The sequence below is a fragment of the Streptomyces sp. NK08204 genome, from assembly GCF_020400585.1.
Classification (GTDB): domain Bacteria; phylum Actinomycetota; class Actinomycetes; order Streptomycetales; family Streptomycetaceae; genus Streptomyces.
Genome location: NZ_JAINVF010000038.1, coordinates 21,270 through 46,256, shown reverse-complemented (window position 1 = coordinate 46,256; position 24,987 = coordinate 21,270). Strand labels below are relative to the sequence as shown.

24 protein-coding genes and 4 pseudogenes are annotated in these 24,987 nt (G+C 69.1%); 13 read left to right on the top strand and 15 right to left on the bottom strand.

Annotated elements, in window-relative coordinates; genetic code table 11:
* Positions 1–339: 339 nt before the first annotated feature.
* The gene (locus tag K7G59_RS32920; RefSeq protein WP_225840362.1) at positions 340–837 is read right to left on the bottom strand and encodes a DUF1877 family protein; all 498 of its coding nucleotides are present in this window, start codon (positions 835–837) and stop codon (positions 340–342) included.
* A gap of 328 nt (positions 838–1,165) precedes the next feature.
* Here K7G59_RS32920 and K7G59_RS35155 point away from each other — a divergent pair.
* Positions 1,166–1,325, top strand: a pseudogene (locus tag K7G59_RS35155) (transposase); the annotation flags it as partial.
* Positions 1,326–1,345: 20 nt separating this feature from the next.
* Here the strand turns inward: K7G59_RS35155 and K7G59_RS32915 are convergent.
* The 4 genes from K7G59_RS32915 to K7G59_RS32900 all read right to left on the bottom strand — a co-directional run bounded on the left by K7G59_RS32915 (position 1,346) and on the right by K7G59_RS32900 (position 4,704).
* A complete protein-coding gene (locus K7G59_RS32915; protein WP_225840361.1) occupies positions 1,346–1,834 on the bottom strand; it encodes a hypothetical protein in 489 nt (162 codons plus the stop codon).
* 88 nt (positions 1,835–1,922) lie between these two features.
* Complete coding sequence (locus K7G59_RS32910) at positions 1,923–2,465, bottom strand: hypothetical protein (RefSeq protein ID WP_225840360.1); 543 nt, start codon at positions 2,463–2,465, stop codon at positions 1,923–1,925.
* 405 nt (positions 2,466–2,870) lie between these two features.
* Complete coding sequence (locus K7G59_RS32905; RefSeq protein WP_225840359.1) at positions 2,871–3,461, bottom strand: hypothetical protein; 591 nt, start codon at positions 3,459–3,461, stop codon at positions 2,871–2,873.
* Positions 3,462–3,945: 484 nt separating this feature from the next.
* Positions 3,946–4,704 (bottom strand): CGNR zinc finger domain-containing protein, encoded by a 759-nt coding sequence (locus K7G59_RS32900; protein WP_225840358.1) that lies wholly within the window; start codon positions 4,702–4,704, stop codon positions 3,946–3,948.
* Positions 4,705–4,797: 93 nt separating this feature from the next.
* On the opposite strand from K7G59_RS32900, the gene K7G59_RS32895 reads away from it, so the two are divergent.
* The 7 genes and pseudogenes from K7G59_RS32895 to K7G59_RS32870 all read left to right on the top strand — a co-directional run bounded on the left by K7G59_RS32895 (position 4,798) and on the right by K7G59_RS32870 (position 10,893).
* Positions 4,798–5,709, top strand: coding sequence for an arginase family protein (locus tag K7G59_RS32895; RefSeq protein WP_225840357.1), 912 nt, complete (start codon positions 4,798–4,800; stop codon positions 5,707–5,709).
* Entirely contained in the window at positions 5,706–6,215 is a 510-nt protein-coding gene (locus K7G59_RS32890) for a hypothetical protein (protein ID WP_225840356.1), read from the top strand. Before K7G59_RS32895 ends, K7G59_RS32890 begins: the two co-directional genes overlap by 4 nt.
* 283 nt (positions 6,216–6,498) lie before the next feature.
* Positions 6,499–7,047: an SDR family NAD(P)-dependent oxidoreductase gene (locus tag K7G59_RS32885; RefSeq protein WP_225840355.1), complete on the top strand. Its 549-nt coding sequence runs from the start codon at positions 6,499–6,501 to the stop codon at positions 7,045–7,047.
* Positions 7,048–7,059: 12 nt separating this feature from the next.
* Positions 7,060–7,803 carry a cyclopropane-fatty-acyl-phospholipid synthase family protein gene (locus K7G59_RS32880; protein WP_225840354.1) on the top strand — a complete coding sequence of 248 codons (744 nt, stop codon included), beginning with the start codon at positions 7,060–7,062 and terminating at the stop codon, positions 7,801–7,803.
* Between the two features lie 403 nt (positions 7,804–8,206).
* Positions 8,207–8,416: pseudogene (locus K7G59_RS35480) on the top strand (hypothetical protein); the annotation flags it as partial.
* The gene (locus K7G59_RS32875; protein WP_225840353.1) at positions 8,413–9,303 is read left to right on the top strand and encodes an ATP-grasp domain-containing protein; all 891 of its coding nucleotides are present in this window, start codon (positions 8,413–8,415) and stop codon (positions 9,301–9,303) included. The pseudogene K7G59_RS35480 and the gene K7G59_RS32875, both read left to right, overlap by 4 nt.
* Before the next feature lie 357 nt (positions 9,304–9,660).
* Positions 9,661–10,893: a GNAT family N-acetyltransferase gene (locus K7G59_RS32870; RefSeq protein WP_225840352.1), complete on the top strand. Its 1,233-nt coding sequence runs from the start codon at positions 9,661–9,663 to the stop codon at positions 10,891–10,893.
* Between the two features lie 631 nt (positions 10,894–11,524).
* Here the strand turns inward: K7G59_RS32870 and K7G59_RS32865 are convergent.
* Both K7G59_RS32865 and K7G59_RS32860 read right to left on the bottom strand, forming a co-directional pair.
* The gene (locus K7G59_RS32865) at positions 11,525–11,704 is read right to left on the bottom strand and encodes a hypothetical protein (RefSeq protein WP_225840351.1); all 180 of its coding nucleotides are present in this window, start codon (positions 11,702–11,704) and stop codon (positions 11,525–11,527) included.
* A 48-nt stretch (positions 11,705–11,752) separates the two neighbouring features.
* The gene (locus K7G59_RS32860) at positions 11,753–12,346 is read right to left on the bottom strand and encodes a hypothetical protein (RefSeq protein WP_225840350.1); all 594 of its coding nucleotides are present in this window, start codon (positions 12,344–12,346) and stop codon (positions 11,753–11,755) included.
* Between the two features lie 222 nt (positions 12,347–12,568).
* Here K7G59_RS32860 and K7G59_RS32855 point away from each other — a divergent pair, with 222 nt between their 5' ends.
* The 3 genes from K7G59_RS32855 (at position 12,569) to K7G59_RS32845 (ending at position 15,751) form a co-directional block, all read left to right on the top strand.
* Positions 12,569–13,873, top strand: a complete 1,305-nt coding sequence (locus tag K7G59_RS32855) for an MFS transporter (RefSeq protein WP_225840349.1) — start codon at positions 12,569–12,571, stop codon at positions 13,871–13,873.
* Positions 13,874–14,479: 606 nt separating this feature from the next.
* Positions 14,480–14,632 carry a hypothetical protein gene (locus K7G59_RS32850; protein ID WP_225840348.1) on the top strand — a complete coding sequence of 51 codons (153 nt, stop codon included), beginning with the start codon at positions 14,480–14,482 and terminating at the stop codon, positions 14,630–14,632.
* Positions 14,633–15,106: 474 nt separating this feature from the next.
* Positions 15,107–15,751 carry a choice-of-anchor C family protein gene (locus K7G59_RS32845; protein ID WP_225840347.1) on the top strand — a complete coding sequence of 215 codons (645 nt, stop codon included), beginning with the start codon at positions 15,107–15,109 and terminating at the stop codon, positions 15,749–15,751.
* Between the two features lie 444 nt (positions 15,752–16,195).
* Here K7G59_RS32845 and K7G59_RS32840 read toward each other — a convergent pair whose 3' ends face one another.
* The 5 genes and pseudogenes from K7G59_RS32840 to K7G59_RS32820 form a co-directional block, all read right to left on the bottom strand.
* Entirely contained in the window at positions 16,196–17,026 is an 831-nt protein-coding gene (locus tag K7G59_RS32840; RefSeq protein ID WP_225840346.1) for a hypothetical protein, read from the bottom strand.
* A 1,256-nt stretch (positions 17,027–18,282) separates the two neighbouring features.
* Positions 18,283–18,507, bottom strand: coding sequence for a translation initiation factor IF-1 (gene infA / locus K7G59_RS32835; RefSeq protein ID WP_225840345.1), 225 nt, complete (start codon positions 18,505–18,507; stop codon positions 18,283–18,285).
* Positions 18,508–18,587: 80 nt separating this feature from the next.
* The gene (locus tag K7G59_RS32830) at positions 18,588–19,385 is read right to left on the bottom strand and encodes a GNAT family N-acetyltransferase (RefSeq protein ID WP_225840344.1); all 798 of its coding nucleotides are present in this window, start codon (positions 19,383–19,385) and stop codon (positions 18,588–18,590) included.
* Positions 19,386–19,571: 186 nt separating this feature from the next.
* Positions 19,572–20,188, bottom strand: a pseudogene (locus K7G59_RS32825) (IS5 family transposase); the annotation flags it as partial.
* A 365-nt stretch (positions 20,189–20,553) separates the two neighbouring features.
* Positions 20,554–21,471, bottom strand: a complete 918-nt coding sequence (locus K7G59_RS32820; RefSeq protein ID WP_225840343.1) for a dihydrodipicolinate synthase family protein — start codon at positions 21,469–21,471, stop codon at positions 20,554–20,556.
* A gap of 64 nt (positions 21,472–21,535) precedes the next feature.
* Here K7G59_RS32820 and K7G59_RS32815 point away from each other — a divergent pair, with 64 nt between their 5' ends.
* Both K7G59_RS32815 and K7G59_RS32810 read left to right on the top strand, forming a co-directional pair.
* Complete coding sequence (locus K7G59_RS32815; protein WP_225840342.1) at positions 21,536–22,357, top strand: LysR family transcriptional regulator; 822 nt, start codon at positions 21,536–21,538, stop codon at positions 22,355–22,357.
* 865 nt (positions 22,358–23,222) lie between these two features.
* The gene (locus tag K7G59_RS32810; RefSeq protein ID WP_225840341.1) at positions 23,223–23,657 is read left to right on the top strand and encodes a VOC family protein; all 435 of its coding nucleotides are present in this window, start codon (positions 23,223–23,225) and stop codon (positions 23,655–23,657) included.
* A gap of 92 nt (positions 23,658–23,749) precedes the next feature.
* On the opposite strand, the pseudogene K7G59_RS32805 reads toward K7G59_RS32810, so the two are convergent.
* The 3 genes and pseudogenes from K7G59_RS32805 to K7G59_RS32795 form a co-directional block, all read right to left on the bottom strand.
* Positions 23,750–24,020, bottom strand: a pseudogene (locus tag K7G59_RS32805) (transposase family protein); the annotation flags it as partial.
* 107 nt (positions 24,021–24,127) lie between these two features.
* The gene (locus tag K7G59_RS32800) at positions 24,128–24,661 is read right to left on the bottom strand and encodes an AAA family ATPase (RefSeq protein ID WP_225840340.1); all 534 of its coding nucleotides are present in this window, start codon (positions 24,659–24,661) and stop codon (positions 24,128–24,130) included.
* An 8-nt stretch (positions 24,662–24,669) separates the two neighbouring features.
* Entirely contained in the window at positions 24,670–24,984 is a 315-nt protein-coding gene (locus tag K7G59_RS32795; protein WP_225840339.1) for a hypothetical protein, read from the bottom strand.
* Positions 24,985–24,987: the final 3 nt, after the last annotated feature.

Below are 24,987 nucleotides of genomic sequence, written 5' to 3'. Positions count from 1 at the left end.
GGCCGGGCAGGCCGCACACTCGGCCTGATCGCGTGCGCGCCGACAAGGTGCACGCCTCCGGGAAAACGCGCTTACCTGCGCAGACGTGGAATCCGCTGCACCATCCCTGACGAGCCCGACCAGGCCCGCAACCGGAAGAGTCGCGGCTCCCGCGGCGGCCGTCCACCGAAGTCCGAACCGGAGCACTACCAGGCCCAGCACGCCGTCGAGTGCGGCATCAACCGGCTGAAGCGGGCACCGGGCCGTCGCCACGCGATACGACACACTTGCTGTCCACCACGAAGCGACCTTGCTGATCACGGCCGCAACGAACGGCTGGGACCGGCACGCGACCACGTCTCAAGCCCACACTGCCCTGACCACGGCGTGGCCGGCTGTTGCCGCCCGCCCGTAGAACGCTTGGAGGCGCTTGTGATGGTCGAGGAACTCCTGCCTGACCTGCGCCTCGTCCCAGCCGGACCAGACGAGCTCGGCACCGGCGACGTTCCACAGCTCGTCGAAAGAGACACTCGCGAGGAAGTCGGCGGCCTGTGACACCCCAGGCGGCTCCAGAATCCCCAGGGGCGGGTTGGAGGGGTCGGCATCGGCGCTGTGTGCCACGGGGCGCCCGCCGTAAATCGGCAACGCCCAGAGCTTGCCGGTATCCGCGTCGAGGACATCGGCAGCGGCGTAGAGGTCGTTGACGGCATGCCAGATCTTGTCGATCGAGACGGCGATGCCCGCTGCACACTCGGCGGGTCGGTTCTCCCAAGCCTCCCACATGAACGCCGCAAGCCAGGTGTGGTCGTCCCGGATCTCGGATTCCGCGACGGCGCGCAGGTGCATGTGGATGCTCACAGCGACGAGTCCTCGAGTTCGGCGGCCCGCCTGTCGGGCCGAACGGACAGAACTTACTCGACGGCACTGACGGCGAGACGCCCGTCTTGACGCCGTGATGCCTGGCGCTGCCAGGACGCCCTCCGACACCCGAGCGCCGTGTGCCGTCGAGATCCCGGAGGGGGTGTTCGGTGGAGCTTCGGGCGGCAGGTGCGCCTCAACCTGCTGAGGCGACAGTGCTCAATGTGGCTGCGAAAAGGTGACGCCGTGGCTCTGCCCTTTTGGTTCGAGTCGCTCCTGTCTGCTCCCAAGGCGCCCCCGTTGACGCCGTTTACGTGCCCGCTGGGGGTTGACCGGCTCCACACTCACCGCCTGGCGGGCCGAACGCAGAGACAAGGGTCTGAACATCGGCCGCCCAGCCGAGACGACCTGCGCCGCATCATGAAGCCATCCTCTCGGTCGGCCGCACCGGTATCCCCTGGCGCTGCCTTCCTCACGACTTCCCACCGTCTCTGTGGAATCAACGATGTCAAGCGGTGTGCTTGTGGATCACGCTGAGGTAGAGGCGTTCACGATGGGGCACGTGGTCGTCACGGCCAGGCGTGAAGAACACCGCGCAGACGTCTGCCGGTTGCGTGAGGATGCTGAATTGCTCTCCGAACGTGAGGCGGTCGTTGACGTCGTGGCGGCAATCGGCGGCATCAAGGCTGGCAATCAGGTCTTCTCTGAGCACTGTGGACGGGTAGGACTCTGAGTCCGGCAAGACCACGGGCGGCAACTTTGTCGTCGAGCCCGGCCGGAGCCTGATCCAGATTCCACTTACGACGCGTTGGGTGATGACCAGCTCCAGGCCGTTCCAAGCGTAGGGGTAGCCGTCAATGTCCGGTCTCATCCGGATGGCGGGGTGTGGGCGTCCTGGACCCAGGAGGTCCTCGGCCTCGGTCAGCGGCATGCCGCAGTGAAGCGGGCCGATACGGCCGGTCCGGGCGAAGTCGACGAGCACGTTCATCAAGGTCACGACGGTGACTCTGGCATCCTCTCGTGCCGGCCGACACCTGGATAACGCTCGAGGGGCCTCAGTACGGCTCAGCACGGCTCAGCACGGCTCAGTCGGCGTGATCGCGTGCGGGGGTGAGGTCGATGACCGGCAGCAGAGTCGCAGCCGCGGGGGCGCCGATCTGGCTCGGTGTCGGACCTGCGGGGGCAGGAACGTCGGCGAGTCTTTCGAGGAGCTCATCGAGGGCGCTCCGCCCGTCGTCGACAGCGGCGCGTTCATCGTCGGTGGTGGGATATCGGCCGGCATCTTGTTGGAGGTTGTCTTTCGCCTCCAGGAGTTGCCCCTTGCTGGATTCCTTCGGCGTAGAAGTCGCAGCGTTCGCAGGCCATGCGGTGCTGGCCCTGCTCGAAGAAGGTGTAGGTGCACCAGCCGCGGCCAAGGTCGTAGTACTGCCAGGGTTCGCCGCCGGCGGCGGCGCCGGAGGCGACCGCCGGGCCCGGTGGCTGGTGATGTTGCCGCGGACATCAGCGTTGGGACGTCGGCCTTGGGGCAGAGCATCGGGGATGATCGCCGTGTTGATGTAGTGCTTGGCAACCCGGCGGGCGCGGTGCGCGAACAGGAAGTCGGCGTACTCGTCGCGGCCGACACCCACGCCCGCCGGCACCCCGAGCCCGAATCCCGCGCGCTGTCCCCACCCACAGCGTGCTGGAAGCCGCCGTGGACGTCGCTCGCCCGCCCCCCGTCCCCTCCGGGCGGTCAGCAACCAGCTGAGGAAGTGGTCAAACGGTCAACCGCAAACCCTGGGGCACAAGCCCCGGACGACCTTGTGGCTGCGAGTGGAACGGCACCTGGAGCATGGTCTGGGTGCCTCGCACCGACCCGCGTCGTCACGATCACCGCCGTGCGGCACCCCGTCGCGCCGGTGACGACCGTCGGCATCCCCGACCCTGACGAAGGCGGGCCCGCGGCCTGGGTGGCCTGACAGGAATCACCGGGCACGGCACAAAAGGCCCATACTCCGCCAGTGGCGGCAGCGCCCGCCTACTGCCCACGCGGGTCACCTGTTGGCCTCGTCCTCCGGCCCGGGCGCGTCGCCGATGGCGACGCGCAGGTCGTGCAAGCCCTGCAGGACGTCGATGAGGGCTTCTTCCGCCCCGCTCAAAGCGTGTCGGGTGCCCTCCGTGTCATCGCGCTCCGCGTGCAGTTGGGCGCCGAGCGCGTACACCGCTGTCATGACGGCTGCGAAGGCGGCCTCTCGGCCGGGTGGCAGTTCTTCCGCCTCGGGTTCGGAGACCTGCAGCGCGGTGCGCTGCAACCTGTTCGTCAGGACGTTGATCGCGAGGCCGGGATCGGCTCCCAGCTGTTGCCTCCAGCCGAGCAACGTCTCAAGGACGTCCTCGATCTCCTCCTCCTCGGTCAGACGGGTCGCGGCGGTGATCTCGAGTTCCGTTTTCGCCAGCAGACTGCCCAGCAGGTGCAGGCGGTCTTCTTCCTGCGGCCCCTCGGGCCGCTTCTCCGGATCTGCCACCGGCTCAGCCGCCAGAGCGGCCAACGCTGCGTAGATCTGTTCAGCACTTACCGGGCGCTCGCTACTGGTGCTCACGTCTTCAGCTTCACCCAGCAAAGGCGTACCCGCCTGCCCAGACACACGGAATCTGTCCAGAGGTAAGCCGTTCTAGCGTCGGTGCCCGCTCCCGGGGGTGAGGTGCCGGAATGCAGACCGAAAGGGCACGGACGAAGGCACGGACGAAGTCTGCCAAGCAGGTGGAGGAGACCGCCCAGTCCCTGACGTTCGGTATCGGCAGGGGCCTGGCCGGCCGGGACCTGGACGATGGGGGCGCACGGTTGCCACCTTCCGGCGCTCAGGCACCCCGTGTCCTGCCGAAGGTGGAAAGCCGCTTTATTCCGCCGCGGCACGGGTGCCGTGGCGAGGTGAAGACGTACCTCCCGCCAGGGCTGTGCTCTGCACGGCGAGGGGCCCGGGTGTGCTGCCGGCATCCAAGGTCGATGTGTACGCGGCGAGCCGCCGTACGGCCAGGGCAGGCATGGCGACGCGTGCGCACACACTGATCATCGATCCAGCCGGTCGCCGGGAGTGGAGGCAAGCTGCTGTCACCTGCGACGAAGGGCCGTCATTGACCAAAGCCCCGATCCTGCCGGGAGGCAGCGGCTTGATCTTGAGGTGGACCGTCCGTCCCGAGCTCAGCCACGACACGAGTGGATTCCCGGCGAGCGCCCCCAGAGGGCCCGCCCGGGCCCGTGCCACCGGCTCGACTCCGTTGGTAGTGGGTTCGGCCTTTGGCGGAGTTCCCGCAGGTGGCCATGTCGCACCAGCGGCGGCGGCCGCCCCGGGAGGTGTCGATGAACACCCATCCGCAGCGCATACCGGGGCAGACGCGAGTGCGCTCCAGCGGCAGGACCCGAAGCAGGTCGAATGCCTGGAGGGCGAGTTCGTGATTGAGGTAATCGAGTCCCGATGTCTCGACGCCGACCTGGAGCTGCGGCGTGGTCCCGCGGACGGTGAGACGCGCGCTGGCGACCGCGTACTTCCAATGGCTCTCCATCTTGCCGACCGCCTCGGCCGGAGCCGGAGCCTTCTGGCGGACCAGCGCCGTGATCAGATCGTGCAGGGCTTCGCGCAGCTCGCGCGTGCGGTTCAGGGCCAGCGCGGCCCTGCCGGGCTCGGATTCGGCCAGCCGCCGCAGGTCCGTGAGGCCGGCGGGGGCGAAGTGACCGGTGAGGGCAGCCCATTCCAGCAGGCGCGGGTAACCGTCGAGCCAGTCGATCGGCTCCGCGTCACGCGCCGTGACCGTGTTCACCAGGTCGATGACGATGTGCCCGCCGACCAGGTCACGGGGTCTGAAGGTGTGAGGCTGGATGGCTCCCGTCACGCATGACCGCCTTTCATGATCTTGCCTCCATCAATCCAACCAGTGTACTTATGTTATCCGGTTGGAATGCCTCTCGGCTGATAGGAGAAGCCCGTGGCTGCTGCCGTCGAACTCGTCGCGGCCCCCTGGAATCTCGGCCTGCGGCCGCCCGCGCCGGGGCGCGAGCCCGGAACATGGCGGGCCCCGGATGCGCTGCTGTCGGCGGGGCTGGAAGCCCGTCTGCGACCAGCGCGGGTGGTGGAACTCGACCGTCCGCCCTACGAGTTCGACCCCCAGCCGGCGACCCGCATCCGCAACGGGGTGACCATCCGCGAGCACGCGCTGCGGCTCGGCGAGGCGGTGCAGGCCGCACTCGCTGCTTCCCGGTTCGCCGTGGTGCTGGGCGGTGACTGCAGCATCCTGCTGGGGTGCCTGCTGGGGGCCCGGCGCCTCGGACGCTGCGGCCTGGTTCACCTCGACGGGCACAGCGACTTCCGTCATCCCGGAAACTACGACGCCGGTTCGTCCCTCGGGTCGGCGGCCGGAATGGATCTGGCCCTGGCCACCGGCCGAGGTGAGCTGCTGCTCACCCACTGGCCGGTGGTGGGCCGACCGCTGGTCGCTGACGAGGACGTGGTCCAGATCGGCGACCGGGAGGACGAGGGGGCACCCCCGGTCACCCGCTTCACCGCCCAGGACGTTGTTCGGATCGGCATCGCCGATCTGGGCGAGCGGGTCATCCGCGTGCTGGAACGGCGCGAGCTGGAACGCGTCTGGCTCCACCTCGACCTCGATGTGCTCGACGATCGCGTCCTGCCCGCGGTGGACTCGCCGGGTCGTCCCGGCCTGGACTTCTCCCAGCTCGCCGAACTCGTCTCGGCCCTGGTCGGCACGGGCCGGGTGGTGGGGCTCGACGTCGCCATCTACGATCCGGAACTCGACCCGGACGGTGCGTACGCCGTTCCCATCGTCGACTGCCTCGCCTCCGCCCTGGCCCCGCTCTCGACCATGGAGACGCACGCATGAAGACGCTGCTCGCCGACGGCCCCAGCAACCTGTACGCGACCGAGATGGAGCAGTTCGGGCGCCTGGCCGGGCAGTGGGCGACCCAGATCACCCATCACCCCACCGACGGCTCGCCGGCCCACCGTGTCAGCGGCGAATGGGAGTTCGGCTACGCCCTGGAGGGCAGAGCAGTCCTGGACGTCTGGCGATGGCCCGGGCACGAGGAACTCCTCGCCACAGGTCGCGCACCGGACCAGGAGTGCGGCCTGTGCGTGCGCATCTGGGATCCACGTCTGCAACTGTGGCGATTCACGTTCCACGGCACCGCCCGCGGCGACGTGGTGCACATGTACGCCCGCCAGATCGACGACGAGATCGTCATGGAACGCGCCGCCGGCAGCGACCTCGTCCGCTGGACCTTCACCGACATCACCGCCGACGCCTTCCACTGGCGCAACGAACGATCGACCGACGGCGGACACACCTGGCGGCTCGAGCAAGAGGTCAGCGCCCGCCGCCTACGGTGACGGGCCTCGATGCGACGATCAGGCCCTTGCACGGCAAGGACCCCGCGCATCGACGCTCTTCTCGGCGTTTCATGGTGACCGCTCCTCCCGGTGGTTCGGGCAGGTGAATCGGCTCGCCCAGCTCGTCTTCCACCACAGCCCCACCCCATCGGCCTCGAACAGCAGCACCGCTCCTGAGCCAGCCGACCACACCTGAGCGTCGACTCCACGGTGTGACGTGCCCATCAGCAATGCGGCCGGGGCCCGGAAGCGGGGTCACCTGCAGCAGGAGCCACCGGGTGGCGTGTTCGCCGGACCCGGCGAACACGGGCTGGGACGCTCGCGCGGCGGGTTCACCACCGACCGGTGCCTCCTCCGGCATCGGCGAATCCGCGGCGCGACAGCTCCAGAGAGCCGGCTTCACCGTCTACGGCGCGGCCAGGCGCACCGACCGGATGAATGGCCTGGCGGCCTCGGGCGTGCGGACGCTCCCCTCCGCGTCACCAGCCACGCCTCCGCAGAGAGGGCGGTCGCCGAGATCATCTCGGCGGAAGGACGCATCGATGTCCTGGTCAACAACGCCGGCTACGGCTCCTACGGAGTCCGGGCGGATGTCGCCCTGGATGAAGGCCGCGCACGGATCGACGTGAACCTGTTCGACCTGGCCCGCATGGCCCAGCTGGTGCTGCCGCGCACGCGCGCCCGCCGCAGCGGAACCATCGTGGACATCGGTGTTTCCGTGACCAGACCTCCGTTCCGCGAGTGCACCGCAGGCCAGAGGCTCCGCCGCGCGGCCGGGTATCTGTCAGGACCTACGCATGAAAATGAGGTGTACGGAGCCTCTGTCGGTTGACAGGCTGAGCCGATGAACCGTGAAGAGATATCCCGGATCGCTCATGCTGAACACCCGATCAAGTCTCCGCTCGACGACGACTCGGTCGGGCGGCTGCTGGAACGTGGACTCCCGAGGGGCGACGAGCATGTACTCGACCTCGGTTGCGGTGCAGGGGAATGGCTCCTGCGTGCCCTGGCCACCCGACCGCACCTACACGCCGAGGGCGTCGACATCTCCGAGGACGCCTTGGCCCAGGCCGCCACCGCCGCGATCGGCCTCGGCGTCCAGGAACGACTCGTCCTTCACCACCGGAAGGCCGAAGACTTCGTATCCGAAGAGCCGTTCGACGTGGTCCTCAGCTTCGGTGCCACACATGCCTTCGGTGGCCTGCTCCCCACCCTCGCCGCGGCCCGCAGGCACCTGGCTCCCGGCGGCCGTGTCCTTCTCGGTGAGGGATTCTGGGATCGCCCCCCGTCACAGGAGGCCATCGAGATGCTCGGAGACTTCACCGACCTGGCAACCACCGTGGAACGTGTCGTCGCCGACGGATGGACTCCCGTCCATGGGCACATCAGCACCCGTCGCGAGTTGGACGACTACGAATGGGCCTGCTGGGGCTCGCTGGCTGCATGGGCCCTGGACCACCCCGCCGACCCGGACAGCACACACGTACTCGAGACAGCCACGACCCGTCGCCGGGAATGGCTGCGCGTCTACCGGGAAAGCTGGGGCTTCGTCTCCCTGGTGCTGCGCCAGACGCCCGACCACGCCTGAACCAGCCCTCCTGCCGGACCGGTTCCAAGCGTCGGCTCTTGTCGTTGGTGCAGAGAAGCTCGCGCAGCGATGCGCCGGCGGCCGGGAGCCCCCTGTCGGTGACCAGCGCGCCCGGCGCTCAGGTCCATCGGCTCGCGTCCGTCACAACGCACCACCGTGGCCGGACAGGGCTGTTGGTCTTCGCCGGATGGTCGCCGCCGTTCTTCCGCAGCTGCGGGCCTTCATCACCCGAACCCGCCAGTCACGGACCTGCCCGCGGCTCGGGTCCTGAAGGACGAGCTCCGGGGCCTCGTCGACATCGCTGACGGCCGGGGCGGACGCGGCGACCGGACGCGGCGCGGGCACGACACCGGGGCAACGGGCGCGCGTCATCAGCCGCTACGAACGCCACAAGCCCGGCGAGCACCACACCCTGCTCGGCGAATGGGCCTGCGCCCGCCCTGCCACTCGGAACAGGAACGACATGACGCCTTCCCCGGCTCGCTGCACACCTGCAATCACCGCTCGAGGTCGAAGTAGGCGGCGACCTCGGCGACAGACCGCGCTGACAGGCCAACCACCCGCCAGCCGCGTCCCCGACCTCACAGGTCCTGCATCTAGGCTGCGTCCATGACCGCTCCCCTGTTGACATGTTGCGACCCGCTGCGACCTCGTCGTCCGGAACCGCACTTCTCGGCCGGGGCCGAGACCGCCAAGGCCCTGGGTGGTGACGTCGCGCTCATCGATCACGACGCCCTGATGCGGGGACATGCCGAAGAGGCTGTGGCCGGGGTACCGCGCGGTCTCGGTCCGCTCTGGTACCGAGGCTGGATGCTGCCGGGCCACCGCTACGCCGCACTGGCGGACGCGCTGGCCGAGCGCGGCAGCCCCTTGGCGACCGATGCGCTCCGGTACCGCAGAGCCCATGAACTACCCGGTTGGTACGAGATGTTCGCGGCCGTGACCCCACGCAGCGTCTGGCTCCCGGCAGAGCCGGGGCTCATGCTTCCGGCAGCGCGCCTGGCCGCGCTCGCCGCACCGCTGGGTCCCGGTCCGGTCGTGGTCAAGGACTACGTCAAGTCCCGCAAGCACGAGTGGCAGGAAGCATGTTTCGTGCCCGACGCCGCCGACACGGAGCGGCTGGCGGCCGTGGTCAGGCGCTTCACCGAGTTGCAGGAGGACTTCCTGGCCGGAGGGATCGTCCTACGGGCTTTCGAGAACTTCACCGGCGACGAGATCCGGGTGTGGTGGATCGACGGCGAGCCGTCCCTGGTCACCATGCACCCGGACGCCCACGCGGACAGGGCAGCGGACGCAGCGTCCTTGCCGGATACGGAACTTGCCCGCGTGGCACCGCTGGTGGGCGCTCTCGGCTGCCGGTTCGTCACCACCGACCTGGCCCTGCGCTGCGACGGCGTCTGGCGGGTCGTGGAAGTCGGGGACGGCCAGGTCAGCGATTTGCCCGCTGCTGCGGACCAGCGGCAGCTCCTGGAGCCCCTGCTGAAGTCGCCGTCGAGCTGACGATCGGGATCTGCTCCCGTCCGGAGCCGGTCGTCCCTCGAAGACAAAGTCTCCGTGCCGGGTCCACGGGGCACCGCTACCCGCGGGGCCTCGGAGGCCGTACAGGCCGCCGCCCTCTCATGACTGTCGCGACGGGGCATTCATGAGAATGACCGTGTGTGACGCCCGGGCATCGGCGGAGATCAGCGCCGCCGAGCCCGGCCACCACCACTCACCGCGGGCCGGGCTGGGACCAGGCTGTGCGGTGACAGCCATAGGCCCGGCCGTAATCCGCTTGCCCTGGCCTCGGGTCAACGCTGCACTGTGGCCAGACACCAGGAGTCGTGGTGCCGGTATTCCGAGGAGGCAGCGGCAGCAATGGAGATTCGCTCCACGACCGATGAGGACCTTGACGTCTTCGTCGACACGGTCCATGCGGCGTTCGGGCGCTTCCCGGAAACCCCGATCGAGGGCGGCGGGCTCTGGTGGTCGGCGCTCGAAATGGACCGCTGTCTGCTCGCCCTGACGGAGGAGGCGCGGCCCGTCGGCACCGCCGCCGCGCACTCCTTCGAGCTCACCCTGCCCGGCGAGATCCTCGTCCCGGCCGCCGGGGTGACCGCCGTCGGCGTCCTGCCCTCGCACCGGCGCCAGGGCGTGCTCAGCGCGATGATGCGGCATCAGCTCGCCGAGTTGCGGGACCGCGGGGAGTACCTCTCCGTGCTGCTGGCCTCTGAGGCCCAGATCTACGGCAGGTTCGGCTACGGACCGGCGACCTACACGGCACGGATGACAGTGCGGCGCCACGAGGCCGCCCTCGCCGTGCCCCGGGCGCGCGGAGTGGCTGACGCACCGGCGACCGGCTCGGACAACGGCTCGGTCGAGGTGCTGCGGCGCGCCGAGTGCGGCGAGATCCTGGAAGAGGTCTACGACCGGTATCGCCGCGCACAGCCCGGCGCGCTGTCCCGGCCGCACCGCTGGTGGGCCTTGCGCGCGGGCCAGCCCCCGATCTCGCCGGCGCCGCGCTACATCGCCGTCCACCGTGACGCCGACGGCGTCCCGGACGGGTACGCCAGCTACTCGATCGGCGAGCCCGCGACCTTGACGGTCGACGAGACCATCGCCACCGACGACGCCGTCTTCACGGCCCTGGCCCGGTTCGTGCTCGGACACGACCTGGTCTCTCAGGTCGTGTTCAAGCACGTCCCGCCCGAGCACCCGCTGCGCTGGCAGTTCGCGGACTTCCGCGCCGGCGAGGTGAGCGGTGACACCGACTGGCTCTGGGTGCGGCTGCTGGACGTCCCGCGTGCGCTGACCGCGCGCGGCTGGTTCATGGACGGCGAGCTCGTCCTCGACGTCGAGGACCCGTTCCTCGGCGAGCACGGCCGCTATCTGCTGACCGTCCAGGACGGCAAGGCCGACTGTGTCCCGACGGACCGGGAACCAGACCTGTCCCTGGACGTGAGCGACCTGGGCTCGGTCTACCTCGGCGGCACCACTCCGAGCACGCTCGTGCGTGCCGGACATGTCCGGGCCCACCGCCCGGGCGCGGCCGCCCTCGCTGACGCCCTCTTCCGTGCCGAGCGTTCCCCGCACTGCCTGCACTGGTTCTGACCGTGCGCTCGCCGATCCTGCACACGTCTCGTCAGCGGGGCTACAAGCTGGTCGTCCTCCAGGTGCGAGGTGCTCGGCAGTCACGGTGCGGTCCCGGGCGGCGTAGGCGCGCGGCAGATCGAGTGCCCGCCACGCGGCCTCGTTCACGCGCGGGTCGGTGAGGTCCTGGCGGTCCTTCGTCGTCTCTCCGTGGTGGTGCGGGCGGCGGAGTCCGCCGGGGTTCAGGGGTTGGCCGTATCGGTTCCTGATGAGGGTTCTGCCTCGCTCTCCGGCTCCCCCCGCGCCTGGTCCTGACGTCCGTGAGAGGCGTCCTTGACTTCTGGGACTCGCCCGGTCCGAGCAGAACACCGCGGGATCTCGCGGCGCGGCCGAACTCTTCGAGCGTTTGCATGGGTGGGGAGTTCGGTGCCGCCGCGGGTCGAGCGGCGCAGGACCTGTTCGGCTTCCGTGCTGCCCAGGCGCAGGGCCGTGGCGTACTTGACCATCTGGTCGTACCGCTGGGCGATTCGTCCCAGTTGATGGTCCGGGTCGTCCGCGAGCTGCCGAGCGCGGGTCAGCCGGGCGGTTCTCGTCCGGGCGGTACAGGCGGATGCTGCCGTTGTTCTTCAGCCGGGGCAGCAGGCGGAGGCAGCTATTCCGAACAGTCGGCGAACAGCGCCCCGGGCAGGCCGAGTCTCCGCACGTCATGCAGCTTTTTGATCGCGGACAGCAGGCAGTTCAGGCCGCCCGCGCCCGGGTCACGCTTGAGCACGGCGAGCAGCGCGGCGCGGTCCTCGTCGTCCTCCACCACCAGCCGCAGCAGCCTGGGCACCCCGACGTCACCCAGGGGCTCGAGGGTGCGCCAGAACGCGGCCTCCCATCAGTTGCGGGCCGCGACCAGTGCCTTCTCGATACGGGTCGGACCCGGCGGCTCGGTGCTCCACGACCGGCGCTCCCCCAGCAGGGTTTCCCGCTGCCGGTCCTCCACCATCTCGACCGGGCAGACCACCGCGGCCGGCCACCCAGTGAGCTGTCCTTCGCCCTCCGACGTCGCCGGCCGGAGCCCCAGAGCCTGCAATCGCCCCCGGTCGGAGACGCTGTACCGCCTGGTGCCGCGGTGGCAGGCGATCGGACGGCTGGAAGAGGCCGCGTTCCTCTGCGGGCGGACCGCCGAGCAGGGGGTTGCCGTGAACGCTGCGAGCGCTTCGACGGCCGGTCGAGCTCGGCCTCGGACGAAGCCGATATCGCCTTCAAGGTCGTCGGCCCGGCGCAGTTGGGCGTTCTCGGCCCGCAGCCGCTTGATCGCCGCGGCTTCCTCCGATGTGATGCCGGGACGCTGACCAGCGTCCGCCTCGGCCCTGCGGACCCAGGTCCGCACCGTCTCCACCGCGCCGATGCCCAACTTCGCGATGACCGCCTCCATCATGACCCGCTCGGTCGGACAGTTCGGACGGATCTCCGTGACCCCGCGCATCACACGCTCACGAAGCTCAGCGGGTTGGGGGATGAGCTTGCCATGACTTGATCCTCTCAGGGAATCGAGACTCCATCAGGCCCGGCGCGGTTCAGTGAGATCTGGGCCCGGTTCTCGGTCGAGGCGCCAGGAGGTGTCAGCGAGAACCGGGAGGGCCGTGTCGGCGTGTTGTTGATCAGCGGCACAGTCCGGGCCGTGGCTCTGAGAGGCGGAGTTGGTGCGGTGACGGAAGTGGTGAAGGACCTGCCGGATGCCGCGTCGGAGACCGATGGTCCGAGCCTGTGGCGTCAGCGGGATTTCCTGCTGCTGTGGAGTGGCCAGACGGTCAGCGAGATGGGGTCGGCGGTCACCCAGATCGCACTGCCGCTGGTTGCGGTCGTCGCCCTCAAGGCGAGCACGTTCCAGGTCGGGCTGCTGACCGCCGCCACCACAGCAGCGTTCGCGCTGATCGCACTGCCCGCGGGCGCGCTCGTGGACCGTGGCTCAAAACGTTCCATCATGATCGTCTGCAACGTCCTCCGCCTGCTGATCATCGGCTCGGTACCGCTGACGGCCGCCCTCGGCGCCGTGACGATGGCGCAGCTCTATGTCGTCGCTGTCGCAGCCGGCGTGTGCACGGTGTTCTTCGACGTCGCGTACCAGAGTTATGTGCCGTCGCTGATCCGCGCCGATCTCCAGATGGACGCCAACGGCAAGCTGGGGACCACCGAGGCGTTCGCGCAGCTGGGGGGACCCACCCTGGGCGGGGGACTGGTCACGGCGTTCGGCGCCGCGGGGGCGATGACGGCCGACGCGATTTCTTACATGGTCTCGGTCTTCTCGATACTCGGAATCAGGACGCGCGAGGAGCCGCCGCCGGCGCGGCGCGAGGGCGAGACGTTGCGGAGCCAGATCGCCGAGGGATTGAGATTCGTCGTCGGGCACAAGATATTGCGGAAGGTCGTGGCGTGCACGGGCACCGCGAACCTGTTCAGCGGGATGAGTTCGGCGCTGGCGATGATCTTCCTCGTCCGGGTGCTGCACGTGCGTCCCGGGCGGATCGGGCTGGTCATGGCGGCCGCCGCTGTCGGCGGGATCGCCGGGGGAATGCTCGCCGGCCGGCTCGCCAGGAGTATCGGCTCGGCGCGGATCATCTGGATGTCGATGCTGGTGTTCAGCGCGCCGCAGGTCATCGCGGCGGCCGCCTGGCGAGGCTGGGGGGTGCTGCTGTTCCCGCTGGGCTGGGGAATCACGTACTTCGCCATGATGGTCTACAACGTCGCGCAGGTCAGCTACCGGCAGTCGGTGACGCCGCCGGAGCTGATGGGCAGGATGAACGCAGCCGTGCGCTGGATCGTGTGGGGCACGCTGCCGCTCGGCAGCGTCCTCGGCGGGGTACTCGGCACGCTGATTGGGGTGCGGCCCGTACTGTGGCTGGCGTTCATCGGTTGCTGGGCGGCCGGCTGGTTCGTGTTCTTCTCCCCGCTCCGCCACATGCGCGACGTTCCCCGACCCACGCCCGAATCCGTCCCCGTTGTCACGCGTTGAGGGTGAGCGCAGCCCCTGCGCACGACTCCACGCAAAACCACCCGTGCCGGTCGACATCGTCGACAAGCCGCCCCGCGAGACACCGACGGGAGTTCGCACAAACGGAGAGTTGGTGGTGTGGGAGGGCGGGCGGCCGGCGTTCGGGCGTCTGCAGGACCGGCTGCAGCGGCGCGGCGCCAGGGCGTCCCGGCTCGCGCCGGAGTGGGCCGCCCGTTTTCAGGGCCTTCGACCCGCTGCGGTTGGCGGGCGAGGACGCCACGGCATGGCCATACCCGAGGCGCGGGCGGAACTGGAGAAGCTGTTCGTCGAGCGCCGGCTGACGGCGCGGTGGGTGCTGTGCCCGTCGACCACCGACCCGGCACCGTCCGGAGTTGCTGACCTCGACGGCGGTCGGGACGGAGCGACTGCTGTTCAAGCGGCTGGACGGCCCGTATCAGCCTTCGGTGCGCGGGTGGTGCGGGCAGGTGCGCGAGACCGAGGAAGGGATCGCCGGTGCGGTCACCAGCTCCGCAGCCGTGCCGCGCGCACTGCCGTTGGGATGCTGCGACTCCGTCGGGCGGCTTCGGGACACCGGCTGCAGCACCGCGAGGGGCGGACATCCGTGGAATGTTGGACGTCTTCACCGGCAGACCCCGCGAGCCCGTGCACGTCACCCTCGTACGGCCCGAGTTGGTCGTCGAGGTCGACGCCGACCCGACCCCCGGCTCCCGCATGAAGCCTCCTCTCCTACGGAACGTGAACGCCGCCCAGGACAGCTGAGCAGCAACCGGCCACAACCAAGATCAATGAGCACGCACGACAGCGACGTCATAGCTGACGGACCGTCATGCACACCGCCGCGACCGACACACCAACGAGCAGAACACCGCCTTGCCCGTCGGCACAGCGGACCGCCGCGTCCACGGCACAAGCGTTGGCCCAGCGTCGTTGTCCACGGCCACGAACAGCCTCAGCCCCGGGACAACTGCCCCAGCCCTGCAGTCACCGTACGGACAGCTGCGGCTTACCCCCACCACCGTTTCCACCGGACCTGTTGCGCCCGCACACATCGCGGCCCGCTCCCGGCAGCGCCATCCCTGACGGGACCGCCGAGTAGGGAGGCACATTGATTGACATGCCTTGAAAAGAGCGGTTGCACCCGAATGCCCGCGCGTCCATCGGCAGCAATTGTGAACCTTCTATGAAGAATTGGGGATGTTCTGCCCCTCTCGTACCGTTCGTCCGGAGGTTCCCATGCTGTCCAAGCGCCTCTGCATCGCCCTCACCACGGCTGGCCTGCTCGCCGCTACCGGCACCGCCGCCATGGCATCCCCCGCTCACAGGGCCCACGCGACCCACTCAGTGGCGGCCCAGGCTGCCACCACCGCCTTCACCAACGGCAGCTTCGAAACCCCCACCGCCCCGCCCAACTCCTTCTCGACCTTCTTCACAGGCCAGAACATGGGCCTGTGGCACGTCGAGGGCGGAAGCGTCGATCTGGTCGACGACGGCTATTGGCAGGCGGCCGAAGGCAGCCAGTCCGTCGACCTCAACGGCGGCAACGCAGGCGTCCTGTCCCAGACCTTCAGGACAGAGCCCGGCACGAAGTACACCGTGACGTACTCACTCGCCGGCAACCCCGACGGCGGGCCTGCCGTGAAGAGGGGCAACGTCCGCATCGACGGGCAGGACTTCCAGGACTTCACCTTCGACGTCAGCGGCAAGACACGCACGAACATGGGCTACGTGACACGGCAGTTCACCTTCGTGGCCAACCGCACGTCCACAAAGCTGACGTTCGCCAGCACCATCAGCGGCGCCCACGGACCCGTCATCGACGACGTCAAGGTCAAGTGCTGTCACAGCTGCCAGAGCTGCAACAGCAGCTCATGCAATTAGCGCGTCCGCGAACGCTCTTCCCTGATCGGGAATAAGCGAACATGACCGCCGTCTCTCTGGAGACGGCGGTCATGTTCGGACCACCTCGATGTCTGTTCCGTGTCAGCCGGCTTGTCCGGTGAGCGAACGAGGTCGGAAATGATGCCGGCCTCGCTCACTGTGGCTCGCCGGAGCATCCGCCCCATACCGCCAGTCAACCGGTCGGGACCGGCGAACCGTCAGCAGTTCACGGCGCCGGCAGTAGGCCCAGGCCACGTAGACAGCGCCGCAGCATCCTTCCGTGCACTCGGCCTCGGCAAGCCGAACCTCGCGAGGGGTGTCTGTCGCGTGAAGCGGCGCATCCAGCCCCAATAGATACCGAGGGTCATCTGCCGGCCCGTCGTCACCGTGGCTCACCACATGAGATGGCTTCTCAAGCTCGCAGCTGGGCTGGGCCAGCCGACATCAGAGTCCGAACGCGGTGGTCACCTGCTCAGCGAGGTCGTCTTCCGTCATCGTGGTATCGACGTGGATGGTGTGAAGTTGGAGACGCTCGGTTTCCTCCTCGAGGCGTCTTGTGAACATGCGGTCACGTTCGGCAATGTTGCGGCCGGCCTTTGCGGGATCGCTGGTCTTCCATACGAACCCTTGCCCCGGTACCGACCGGCTCTGGATGGCGGCCTGACGGAAATCGGGTGTGGGAAGAAGCCAGACGGCGTGCTCAGGAACAGCAAGTAGAGGTTTCACGAGGTGCGGCAGCAGCCGGAATCCCTCGACGATGACGCATGGCTCCTGCGGCAGGCGGAGGAGATCTTCAATGATCAGACCGAAGCCCTCACCTCGAAACCAGTGGAACGTCTCAAGCATGGCCTCCGGAGTCCGGCTCACCCATCGCTCGTCCATGTCCATGGCGATGAACTTGTGCAGGTAGGGGGCCTCTTCGGAGGTGGTCCGCCCAGCGTGATCATGCATCACATCGTCGGTTGCGTAGAGACGCCAACCGTAGCGATCGGCGAGTCGGCGGGCGGTTGTCGACTTGCCTGCGCCACTCCCGCCACCGATCCAGAAAACGTGCCGCAGCCGTGCCGGAAGCCCTGCGGCGTCGGCCACCTCTTCATGCTGTCCGGGCTGCATCTTTCTCCGATCCAGTGGGCGACCAAGGCGAGCCTCTTTGCGGTCGTCGTTGTTGCTGACTTTCTCTGAAACTACTGCCCGCTGGCGCCAGGGCCGCCCAGGTTCGTTGGTGGTGGCCGTGCGCCCGGCGATTCGGCTGAGGGCGGGCATGCCGAGGTTCACGGTGGTTGGCTGATCGAGCTGGGTCAGCTTCTCCTCAGCGCCGGCCAGGCTGATCTGCAGGCCCTCGACCTCGCCGATCCAGCCCTCGCGCTGAGCTGCGACGATCCGACCGAGCAGAGTGCGGCGAGCAGCTCGTCGCGCTCGGGTCTGTGCGCGCTGCGCTGCCTGCTCGGCCGTCGGGTCGGCCGCCGACGGGGTCGCTGTCGGAAAAGCGGCCGGGGGCGCGGAGGCCGGCGGGTCATCCGCGAGGGGGCCTGTACCAGTGGTCGGAGGCGGGGTTCGGAGCAGGCCCGGGCATGGTGATTGGCCTCCGGGGCCGTGTACTGGCATAGAGGGGGCCCGTTCTCAAACGGGCCACGTCGCACGGAAGTTCAGTGCCGTCATCGGGAACTCAGCGGGGTTGGCGGCGCGTCATGAGTTACGTAGGGACGCACCGCACACCCCTCCCTCGCCCAAAACGTCCCGGGCGGGGCCGCTTTCAGCGGTTGAGTGCGGCTGTCGCTTCCCCTTCGGGGGAGGGTCCTCACCCCTTCGAGGGTGAGGAGATAGCCACTCAGGAGTGGTCACACGATGTTCGATGATTTCGACACGTGGGCGCAGGTTCTGTTTTATCTGCTTCGCAGCGTGAACGAGTACCTGCGGTTTCGTCAGCTTCGGCGACAAGCTGTGACTGACCCCACGAAGCAGTGAATGGAGGACCCGGCCGGTGGCCGGGTCTCTCTGGTCTTCGGACTCGTCCGGCAACGGGCGAGCCGCGGCGTAGCCGCGCACCCGAGCCGAGCGCAGCAGGCTGCCGGCGGGGAACGGGCACGAGGTGATCGGGTCCCCTTGCGGCCGTCCTCCGAGCCGGTGTTGATGGCTCGGGCGAGCTCGCCCCGACTGCCCACTGCACCGTCGATCGCCAGCACCTTGCCCTCGAACGGCATGCGACGCGGGCACTCGTGTGGGGCGTTGGAGACGACGAGGTCGAGGCCGGCCACCCGCAGTCGGTCGGTGCGTCCCTCGGCCGTGGCTCGCCCGAGGGCGGTACGTTTGTCATCTGCCACGCGTGCCCGGAGCGATCGACGAACGTGCGATCGACAGGCCTGCACCATCGCCGAACTCCCACCACAGTGCGTCGGCCACACAGACGATGGGGATCCCCCGCGCGAGCGACCCCACGATCGTCCTTGCGGCTGACGGTACGGCAGAATCCCGAGGGCCCTTACGAGATCAGTCAGATGTTCCTGCGAAGTTGGCCCGGACAGCTCCTTCTGCTACGACCGGTACCGGTAGCGGATCCGGCCGCGGGTGAGGTCGTAGGGGCTGAGTTCCACGAGTACCCGGTCGTACGGGAGGATCCGGATGTAGTTCTTCCGGATCTTCCCGCTGATGTGGGCGAGCACCGTGTGCCCGTTCTGGAGCTCCACCCTGAAGGTGGCGTTGCGCAGACACTCGGTGACGGTGCCCTCGACTTCTACGCCCCCTGCTGTTTTCGTCATGGTCTCTCACTTCTCCGTTCTGTGACGGTGTAGTCGGCAGAAAAGGAATGCGGTGCGCCCTTGGGCGCGATGGCGGAGCGTCAGCGGCGGACCAGCTCCAACGTGCTGCCCGTGCGCCGGGCGCCGACGCCCTCGAACAGGGCGGTGGCCGCCGCGTTGCACTCGTTCACCTCGGCCCAGGCCGAAGCAGTCCCGGAGCGGTGCAGCGAACCCAGTGCGTGGGCCAGCAATGCCCGGGCGATGCCGCGGCGGTGCCTGTCGGCGCGGACGGCGATCAGTCCGATCCGTGGCTGCCGGATCAGCGGAGCCACCCGGACCAGTCCCACGTACTGCTCCATGTGCCGCGCCACCGCGTACTTCGACGGGTCGACCAGGGTGCTGCCCGCCGGGCGGGGCAGCACTTCGGCCGGCATCGTCTGCCATCCGACGGCGGCCTCGACCTCGTAGCGGATGAACCTGTCCAGTGCGCGCAGCGGGCCCTGCTCCGCCTCACCGGCAGGCACGATCGTCACGCCCGCCGGTGGCCGCACCGTACCGAGCCCGGTAACCGCCGGGTCGGTTGGCACGAAGTAGCCCCACTCGCGGCGTGCAACAGTGAAGCCGGCCCGCTCCCAGGCGGACGTCGAGTCCTGGTCGGCCTCGTCGACGACGGCGTACAGCGGTGTCGGCAGGTCCGTCAGCATCACCTCGGCGACGCGGTCGAAGACTGCGTCATGCCACGCGTCGATGCTGATGAAGAGCCGCCCGTCGGGTCGGCGCGAAGCGTGACCGCGGCCGACCACCAAGTCGTCCTCCACGGCGTGCCACTGCGTGTCCGCTACCCGCGTGACCAGGACCGCGTGGTTGTCCGCGCCCGAAGTGAAGTACACAGAATGCATAGGTATTGCCTCTCAGGAGTGCCTTGTCTGTGGCGCTCCGGCGACACCTACGTCAATCGCCTACCGTGAAAAGGGGGAGCACCCACACCGATACAGCCTTCATGGGTCTCACCTCCTCGCGTTCTCTCACGGCTGCTCAGACGGTACCAGCGGGGGGCGGTCGGCCCAACCTATTTACTGATCATTTCAGAATGAGGTTCGGAGTCGTCGCAAGCAGATGATGCTGCAGGCGAGTTGGAGCAGTCCGAGGTGGAGGTCGGCTCGTATCTCATAGCGGATCCGCAGGCGTTTGAACTGGTGGAGCCAGGCGAAGGTGCGCTCGACGACCCACCTGGTCCTGCCCAGGCCGGAACCGTGGGCGGTGCCTTTGCGGGCGATCTTGGGTGTGATGCCGCGAGCGCGGAGGAAGCGCCGGTACTTGTCGTAGCCGTAGCCGCGGTCGGCGAACAGCCGCCGTGGTCGGTGACGTGGCCTGCCCACCAGGCCGCGGATGCGGGGGATCGCGTCCAGCAGGGGCATGAGCTGGGTGACGTCGTGACGGTTTCCGCTGGTTACCGACACTGCAAGGGGCGTTCCGTGCCGGTCGGTGATCACATGGCGCTTGCTGCCCCGGCGGCCGCGGTCGACCGGTGAAGGTCCGGTGTGAGCCCCCCTTTGAGGGCCCGGACGTGCGAGCCGTCCACGGAGGAGTCAGTGGTCGTCAGGAACAAGATCAGCACGCACTCCGGCAGCCCTGCCGACCAAGATCGCCGAGCACGGGACCGCGCATCAGCCTCGCACCAACCCCGTTGGCACCGGCGGCAGAACGCCGGTTTCCTGGCCTTGGAGGACGCTAGGCACAAGGTGGCCGGCCAACCCACTGACATCCCGGGGAGCACGGACTCGGTCTCCCAGAATCGGGCTACCTGCTCTGTGGCCCGCAGGTGCACCGTCTTCTCGACCGCCCGCAGGTATGTCTTCCGGATCTCATCCGTCATTCGGCCACCGTTCCGACCTCATCATCACAGCCGCTGGCAGGTCCATGTTGTGGATCGACCGCCGCCTCGGCCGCCTGGGAAGCTCGCCCCCGTGCGGAGTGTGGTGGCGCGGGAGCGGGCGGGCCCCATCGGCTTGCAGTCGAAGTCCACCGGGTTCCCCCGGGGGCCACGGGCCCGATGCCCCGCCGGTGTCAGGCCGCGGTCTCTTGGGGGGTCCTGGCGGCGGCCAGGTCTGCCGCTCGCCGGACCGAATCGGCGGAGGCGGCCAGCAGCGGCAGCCGGACGGCCGGGCTGGGGATACGGCCCTGGGCATGCAACACCCCCTTGATCACGGTCGGGTTCGGCTCGGCGAAGAGCGCGGCGGACAGCCGGGCCAGCTCGGCCCCCAGCCTGCGGGCCGGTCCGGCGGCGCCGCGCTGCCACAGCGAGATGAGCTCGGCGTAGTCAGCGGTGCGGACGTTGGCCGACGCCAGGATGCCGCCGCGGGCGCCCGCCGCGAGCAGCGGCGAGATGACGGCGTCATCGCCGCCGAGCACCGCGAAGCCCGGTGGCGGCGAGCCGAGCAGTTCCATCGCGACTGCGTCGATCGCGCCGGTCGCGTACTTGACCCCGACGACCGGCGGTAGGTGCCCGAGCGCGTTCAGGGTTCTGGTGCTGAGGGGCTGAGCGGTGCGGTACGGGATGTCGTAGACGACCAGCGGCAGACCCCCGTGTTCGGCGAGTGCCGTGAAGTGCGCCAGCGTTCCCGCTTCACCGGGCCGGGTGTAGGGCGGCGCGGGAACCAGCGCCGCGGCGACGTCACCGCTCTGAGCGAGCTCCCGCAGTGTCGTGATGGCGGCGGCGGTGTCGTTCGTGCCGACGCCGACGATCAGCGGAGCTCCGTGTGCCCGACAAGCGGCCGAGCAGATACGGACCACGGCCTGCTTCTCCTCCGTGGTCAACGTGGCCGCCTCCGCGGTGGTGCCCAGGGCAACGAGTCCGCGAGCGCCGCCGACCGACAGTGCCTCATTGGCAAGCCAGGCGAGCGCGTCCGGGTCGAGGCGCAGGTCGTCGGTGAACGGGGTCACCAAGGGGACAAACAGGCCGGTGAGGTTTGCTTCGGGCTTCATGCGTCCAGCCTGACCGACACTAACCCAGTAGATCCAGTTCATGTTTCTTCGCTTATGCGTAAGCGTGCTTGAGCGCGAGGCGGGCGTGCCCCTGCTGGAACGAAGTGGCAGACGGGTGGTGCTCACCCCCGCCGGCCGCACCCTCGTCACCCACGCCGACGCGGTCCTCGAACGCCTGGAACTGGCGGTCTCCGAGCTGGCCGGGGCACGCGAGGGCATCGGCGGGCCGCTGCGGATCGGGACGTTCCCCTCTGGTGGCCCCGCGATCGTGCCCGCCACCCTGGCCGAACTGGCTCGGCGGCATCCCGCGCTGCAACCGATGGTGCAGGAGATCGACTCGGCGCGGGTCTCCGACGGCCTGCGCGCCGGCGAACTCGACGTGGCCCTCGTCCACGACTACGACTTCGTGCCCGCGTCCCCGGACACCACGGTCGACCAGGTGCCCCTGTTGGAGGAGCCGATGTACCTGGCCACGGGCGCCGCCACCGACACCGATCCCGCAAGAGGTCCCGCCGCCCGCGGTGACACGCTGGCGGAGCTGCTCGGACCGTGGGCCACGACCCCATGGATCACGGCCCGGGACGGCACGACCGGTCACGCGATGGCTGTACGCGCCTGTCAGGCGGCCGGTTTCCAGCCGCGCATCCGCCATCAGGTCAACGACTTCCGTACGGTCCTGGCACTGGCTGCCATCGGGCAAGGCGCCGGATTCGTACCGGAGATGGCCACCGCACCCGCCCCCGAGAACGTGGTCCTGACCCGGCTGCCCCTCTTCCGCCGCTCGAAGGTCGCCTTCCGCGCGGGGGGCGGCACCCACCCGGCGATCGCAGCATTCGTGGCGGCGGCGCGAACAGCGGTGGCGCCACGGGCCGTGCCTCCTTACTGATCGCTTCAGTGAGTTGAGTCGCGGGCCTTATGCTCGGCGATCTTGGTCGGCAGGGTTTCCGGAGTGCGTTCTGAGTCCGCCTCAGTGAGAGGCGCAGGTGCGAGCAGACCCCGATACCGGATCACGGACCCGCGGGGGCGGCGCTCAGCGATGCCTCGGCCCGGCATCCTTGCAGGAGAGCGCGCGGCCGTGCGCCCAAGCACCGACCGCTCCGTCGACGAGCCCGGCTGGGGCCCGATGGCCCGCTGGCCCGCTGGCCCGCTACATCATCGCGGCGCTCCATGGCCCGCACCCTCCGACGGCGGCGCCGTCGTGGCCAAGGTGCGAACCCGAGCTGGAAGTCGGCGTCGACGTCGCCCGCGACGCCTCCGCCTCCGGTGACACCACCCCGCACGCCTGCACCGCGCCCGCCCCGACCTCTCCCCCGCCGACGTCCCCCGCCTCGTCGCCGCCGCACTGACGGCGGCACGGGCGCGGCGGCCCCGCCGAGGCGCAACCGGCTGAGCGCGCGTCCGATCCCCGTCCGCGTCCGCGCCGCCCATCCCGCACCCTCAACTTCAGCAGGGGCGACTGGTCTTCGGCAGGAGGGTGGTTGGTCGGATTGGGCCCTGGGTCCCACCGGGCGGCGGGCAGTCCGCCGCGGCCTGCGCGGGGTACGCCGCCGGGGCTGCGTTCTTGCGGGCTGTCCGGTCTGATCACCTGGTGCCCAAGATGGCCAAAGGCCGGCGGGGGTGGGAGTCCGGTCCTCAGTCGCTGTCACCCCCTGGCCGCACGACACAACAGCGGCCGGCAAGGACCACTCCCCCATCAACGTGCAGATCCCAAACGGGAGGTGAGCAATGGAGCCCCCTGCTATGGTGCGCCGATGTCATCGATCAAGCAGTTCCAGGTCACCTTCGACTGCGCAGAACCTGAGCGCGTCGCTCGTTTCTGGTGCGAGGTGTTGGGGTACGTCGTACCGCCGCCACCGGAGGGGTTTGCCACGTGGGACGATTTCAATCGCTCGCTGCCGCCTGAGCGTCAGGGTTCAGCGTTTGTCTGCATGGATCCCTCAGGGGCGGGCCCGCGAATGTACTTCCAGCGCGTTCCCGAGGGCAAGGTCGTCAAGAACCGGGTGCATCTCTGCGTGCGGGTCGGCACCGGGCTCGTGGGCGAAGAGCGGCTCGCCGCACTCGAGGCCGAGTGCGCACGACTGGTCGCGCTCGGTGCGGTCCGCGTGCGACTACTGCGTGCCGACGGCGTCAATGAGTCGTGCATCGTGATGCAGGACATCGAGGGCAACGAGTTCTGTCTCGACTGAGCATCCTCCTGGACGGCAAGGTGGGAAGTCGTCTCCCTTGGGCCGCTCTTGAAGGGTGGTGTGGGGGCGGGAGTCATGCCATGAGGGCGGGGGTTGTGAGGTCGGGCGATGCAGAGCATCTCGGTGTGCGCGCCGTCGCTTCAGACGGCAGTCGCGGAGGATCTTCCAGGTCTTCATCCGCGCGATGACGTGCTCGACGCGGTCGGACCTCGCGGTGGAAGGTGTTGTGCTCGCCCTTCCATGCGGGCAGTTCGGTCTGGTCGGGTTGGCGGCGGTGCGGGACGACCAGACCGGTGCCGTCGTGGCTGCCGTCCGCGATGACCGTGATCCCGCCGCGGCGGTCTTCGCGGCGGACGGTTCCCACGGCCCGAGTTTCAGGTCCACGGTCGGCTCTTGTGTACCCGGGTCCCGCACCCTCGCGGCGCAGCGCACTGACCCGCTTACCGAACTGCCGTCGCAACAGGCTCCGGTCAGCGATCCCGTGCGGGCAGGCGGGCCAGACCGGTGTCGCGCATGATGCGGTCGACGGTCTCGTGCAGGGTGCTGTCGGCGCCGATGACGGTCTCGATGCCGCCGGGCAGCAGGTCGAGCGGCCGGTACCAGTCGCGCAGTTGCGTCGCGTGGACATCATCGGCGATCGGCTTGGTGGCGTGCCGGGCGAGGGTTTCGCCGAGCGGCACATCCAGGTAGTAGCCGTGGGTCGGGCCGCGGTGGTCGGCACGCAGTTGGGCGAGCATGCCGCCGTAGCGGTCGGCGTAGAGGATGCCTTCGACCACGACGTGATAGCCGGCGTCCAGCGCGTAGCGGGCCGTCAGGTCGATCAGACCGATGTTCGCCGCCCCGGGCCGGTCACGCTCGCGCAGCACGATGCGACGGAGGTTGTCCTGGCCGACCAGGGCCAGGCCACGGCCGAACCGCTCACGGAGGCCGGCCGCGATGGACGACTTGCCCGAGGCGCTGTTGCCGCGCAGCACGACCAGCCGGGTTTCTTCGGTTCCCACCATCACAGCGGTCACGCTACCGAGGCCGGTACAGGGCCGGGGCGCTCCCCGCTGTGGCTCACCGCGCGCCACTTGAACAGACGTTCCTGATCGCTCATGACACTCCCGAGCCACCGGACAGCGAGGGGTTCTGCGTCGACAGGGGGGAACGCCTCCCGAGCGTGTTCCTCGTACTTGGCCTCGATCCGCGGGTCCGCCGTCCAGTCGCAGGCCGGCCGCTCCACCACCACCGGGCCCGCGGCGAGCGCGGCCACCGCGTCCGGCCGCCGGTCCCGGACGAACCCCGCGACCCGCGGGCCTCGAGTCTTCCTTCTGACAGTCCCCATGTG

Excerpts from the sequence above, each read along its gene's own strand:
- K7G59_RS32870 (WP_225840352.1), top strand. The coding sequence starts at position 9,661 with ATGGAGATTCGCTCCACGACCGATGAGGACCTTGACGTCTTCGTCGAC.
- K7G59_RS32875 (WP_225840353.1), top strand. The coding sequence starts at position 8,413 with ATGACCGCTCCCCTGTTGACATGTTGCGACCCGCTGCGACCTCGTCGT.
- K7G59_RS32890 (WP_225840356.1), top strand. The coding sequence starts at position 5,706 with ATGAAGACGCTGCTCGCCGACGGCCCCAGCAACCTGTACGCGACCGAG.
- K7G59_RS32850 (WP_225840348.1), top strand. The coding sequence starts at position 14,480 with ATGTTGGACGTCTTCACCGGCAGACCCCGCGAGCCCGTGCACGTCACC.
- K7G59_RS32880 (WP_225840354.1), top strand. The coding sequence starts at position 7,060 with ATGAACCGTGAAGAGATATCCCGGATCGCTCATGCTGAACACCCGATC.
- K7G59_RS32860 (WP_225840350.1), bottom strand. The coding sequence starts at position 12,346 with ATGCGCGGGGTCACGGAGATCCGTCCGAACTGTCCGACCGAGCGGGTC.
- K7G59_RS32830 (WP_225840344.1), bottom strand. The coding sequence starts at position 19,385 with ATGCATTCTGTGTACTTCACTTCGGGCGCGGACAACCACGCGGTCCTG.
- K7G59_RS32810 (WP_225840341.1), top strand. The coding sequence starts at position 23,223 with ATGTCATCGATCAAGCAGTTCCAGGTCACCTTCGACTGCGCAGAACCT.
- K7G59_RS32820 (WP_225840343.1), bottom strand. The coding sequence starts at position 21,471 with ATGAAGCCCGAAGCAAACCTCACCGGCCTGTTTGTCCCCTTGGTGACC.
- K7G59_RS32845 (WP_225840347.1), top strand. The coding sequence starts at position 15,107 with ATGCTGTCCAAGCGCCTCTGCATCGCCCTCACCACGGCTGGCCTGCTC.
- K7G59_RS32795 (WP_225840339.1), bottom strand. The coding sequence starts at position 24,984 with ATGGGGACTGTCAGAAGGAAGACTCGAGGCCCGCGGGTCGCGGGGTTC.
- K7G59_RS32800 (WP_225840340.1), bottom strand. The coding sequence starts at position 24,661 with ATGGTGGGAACCGAAGAAACCCGGCTGGTCGTGCTGCGCGGCAACAGC.
- infA (WP_225840345.1), bottom strand. The coding sequence starts at position 18,507 with ATGACGAAAACAGCAGGGGGCGTAGAAGTCGAGGGCACCGTCACCGAG.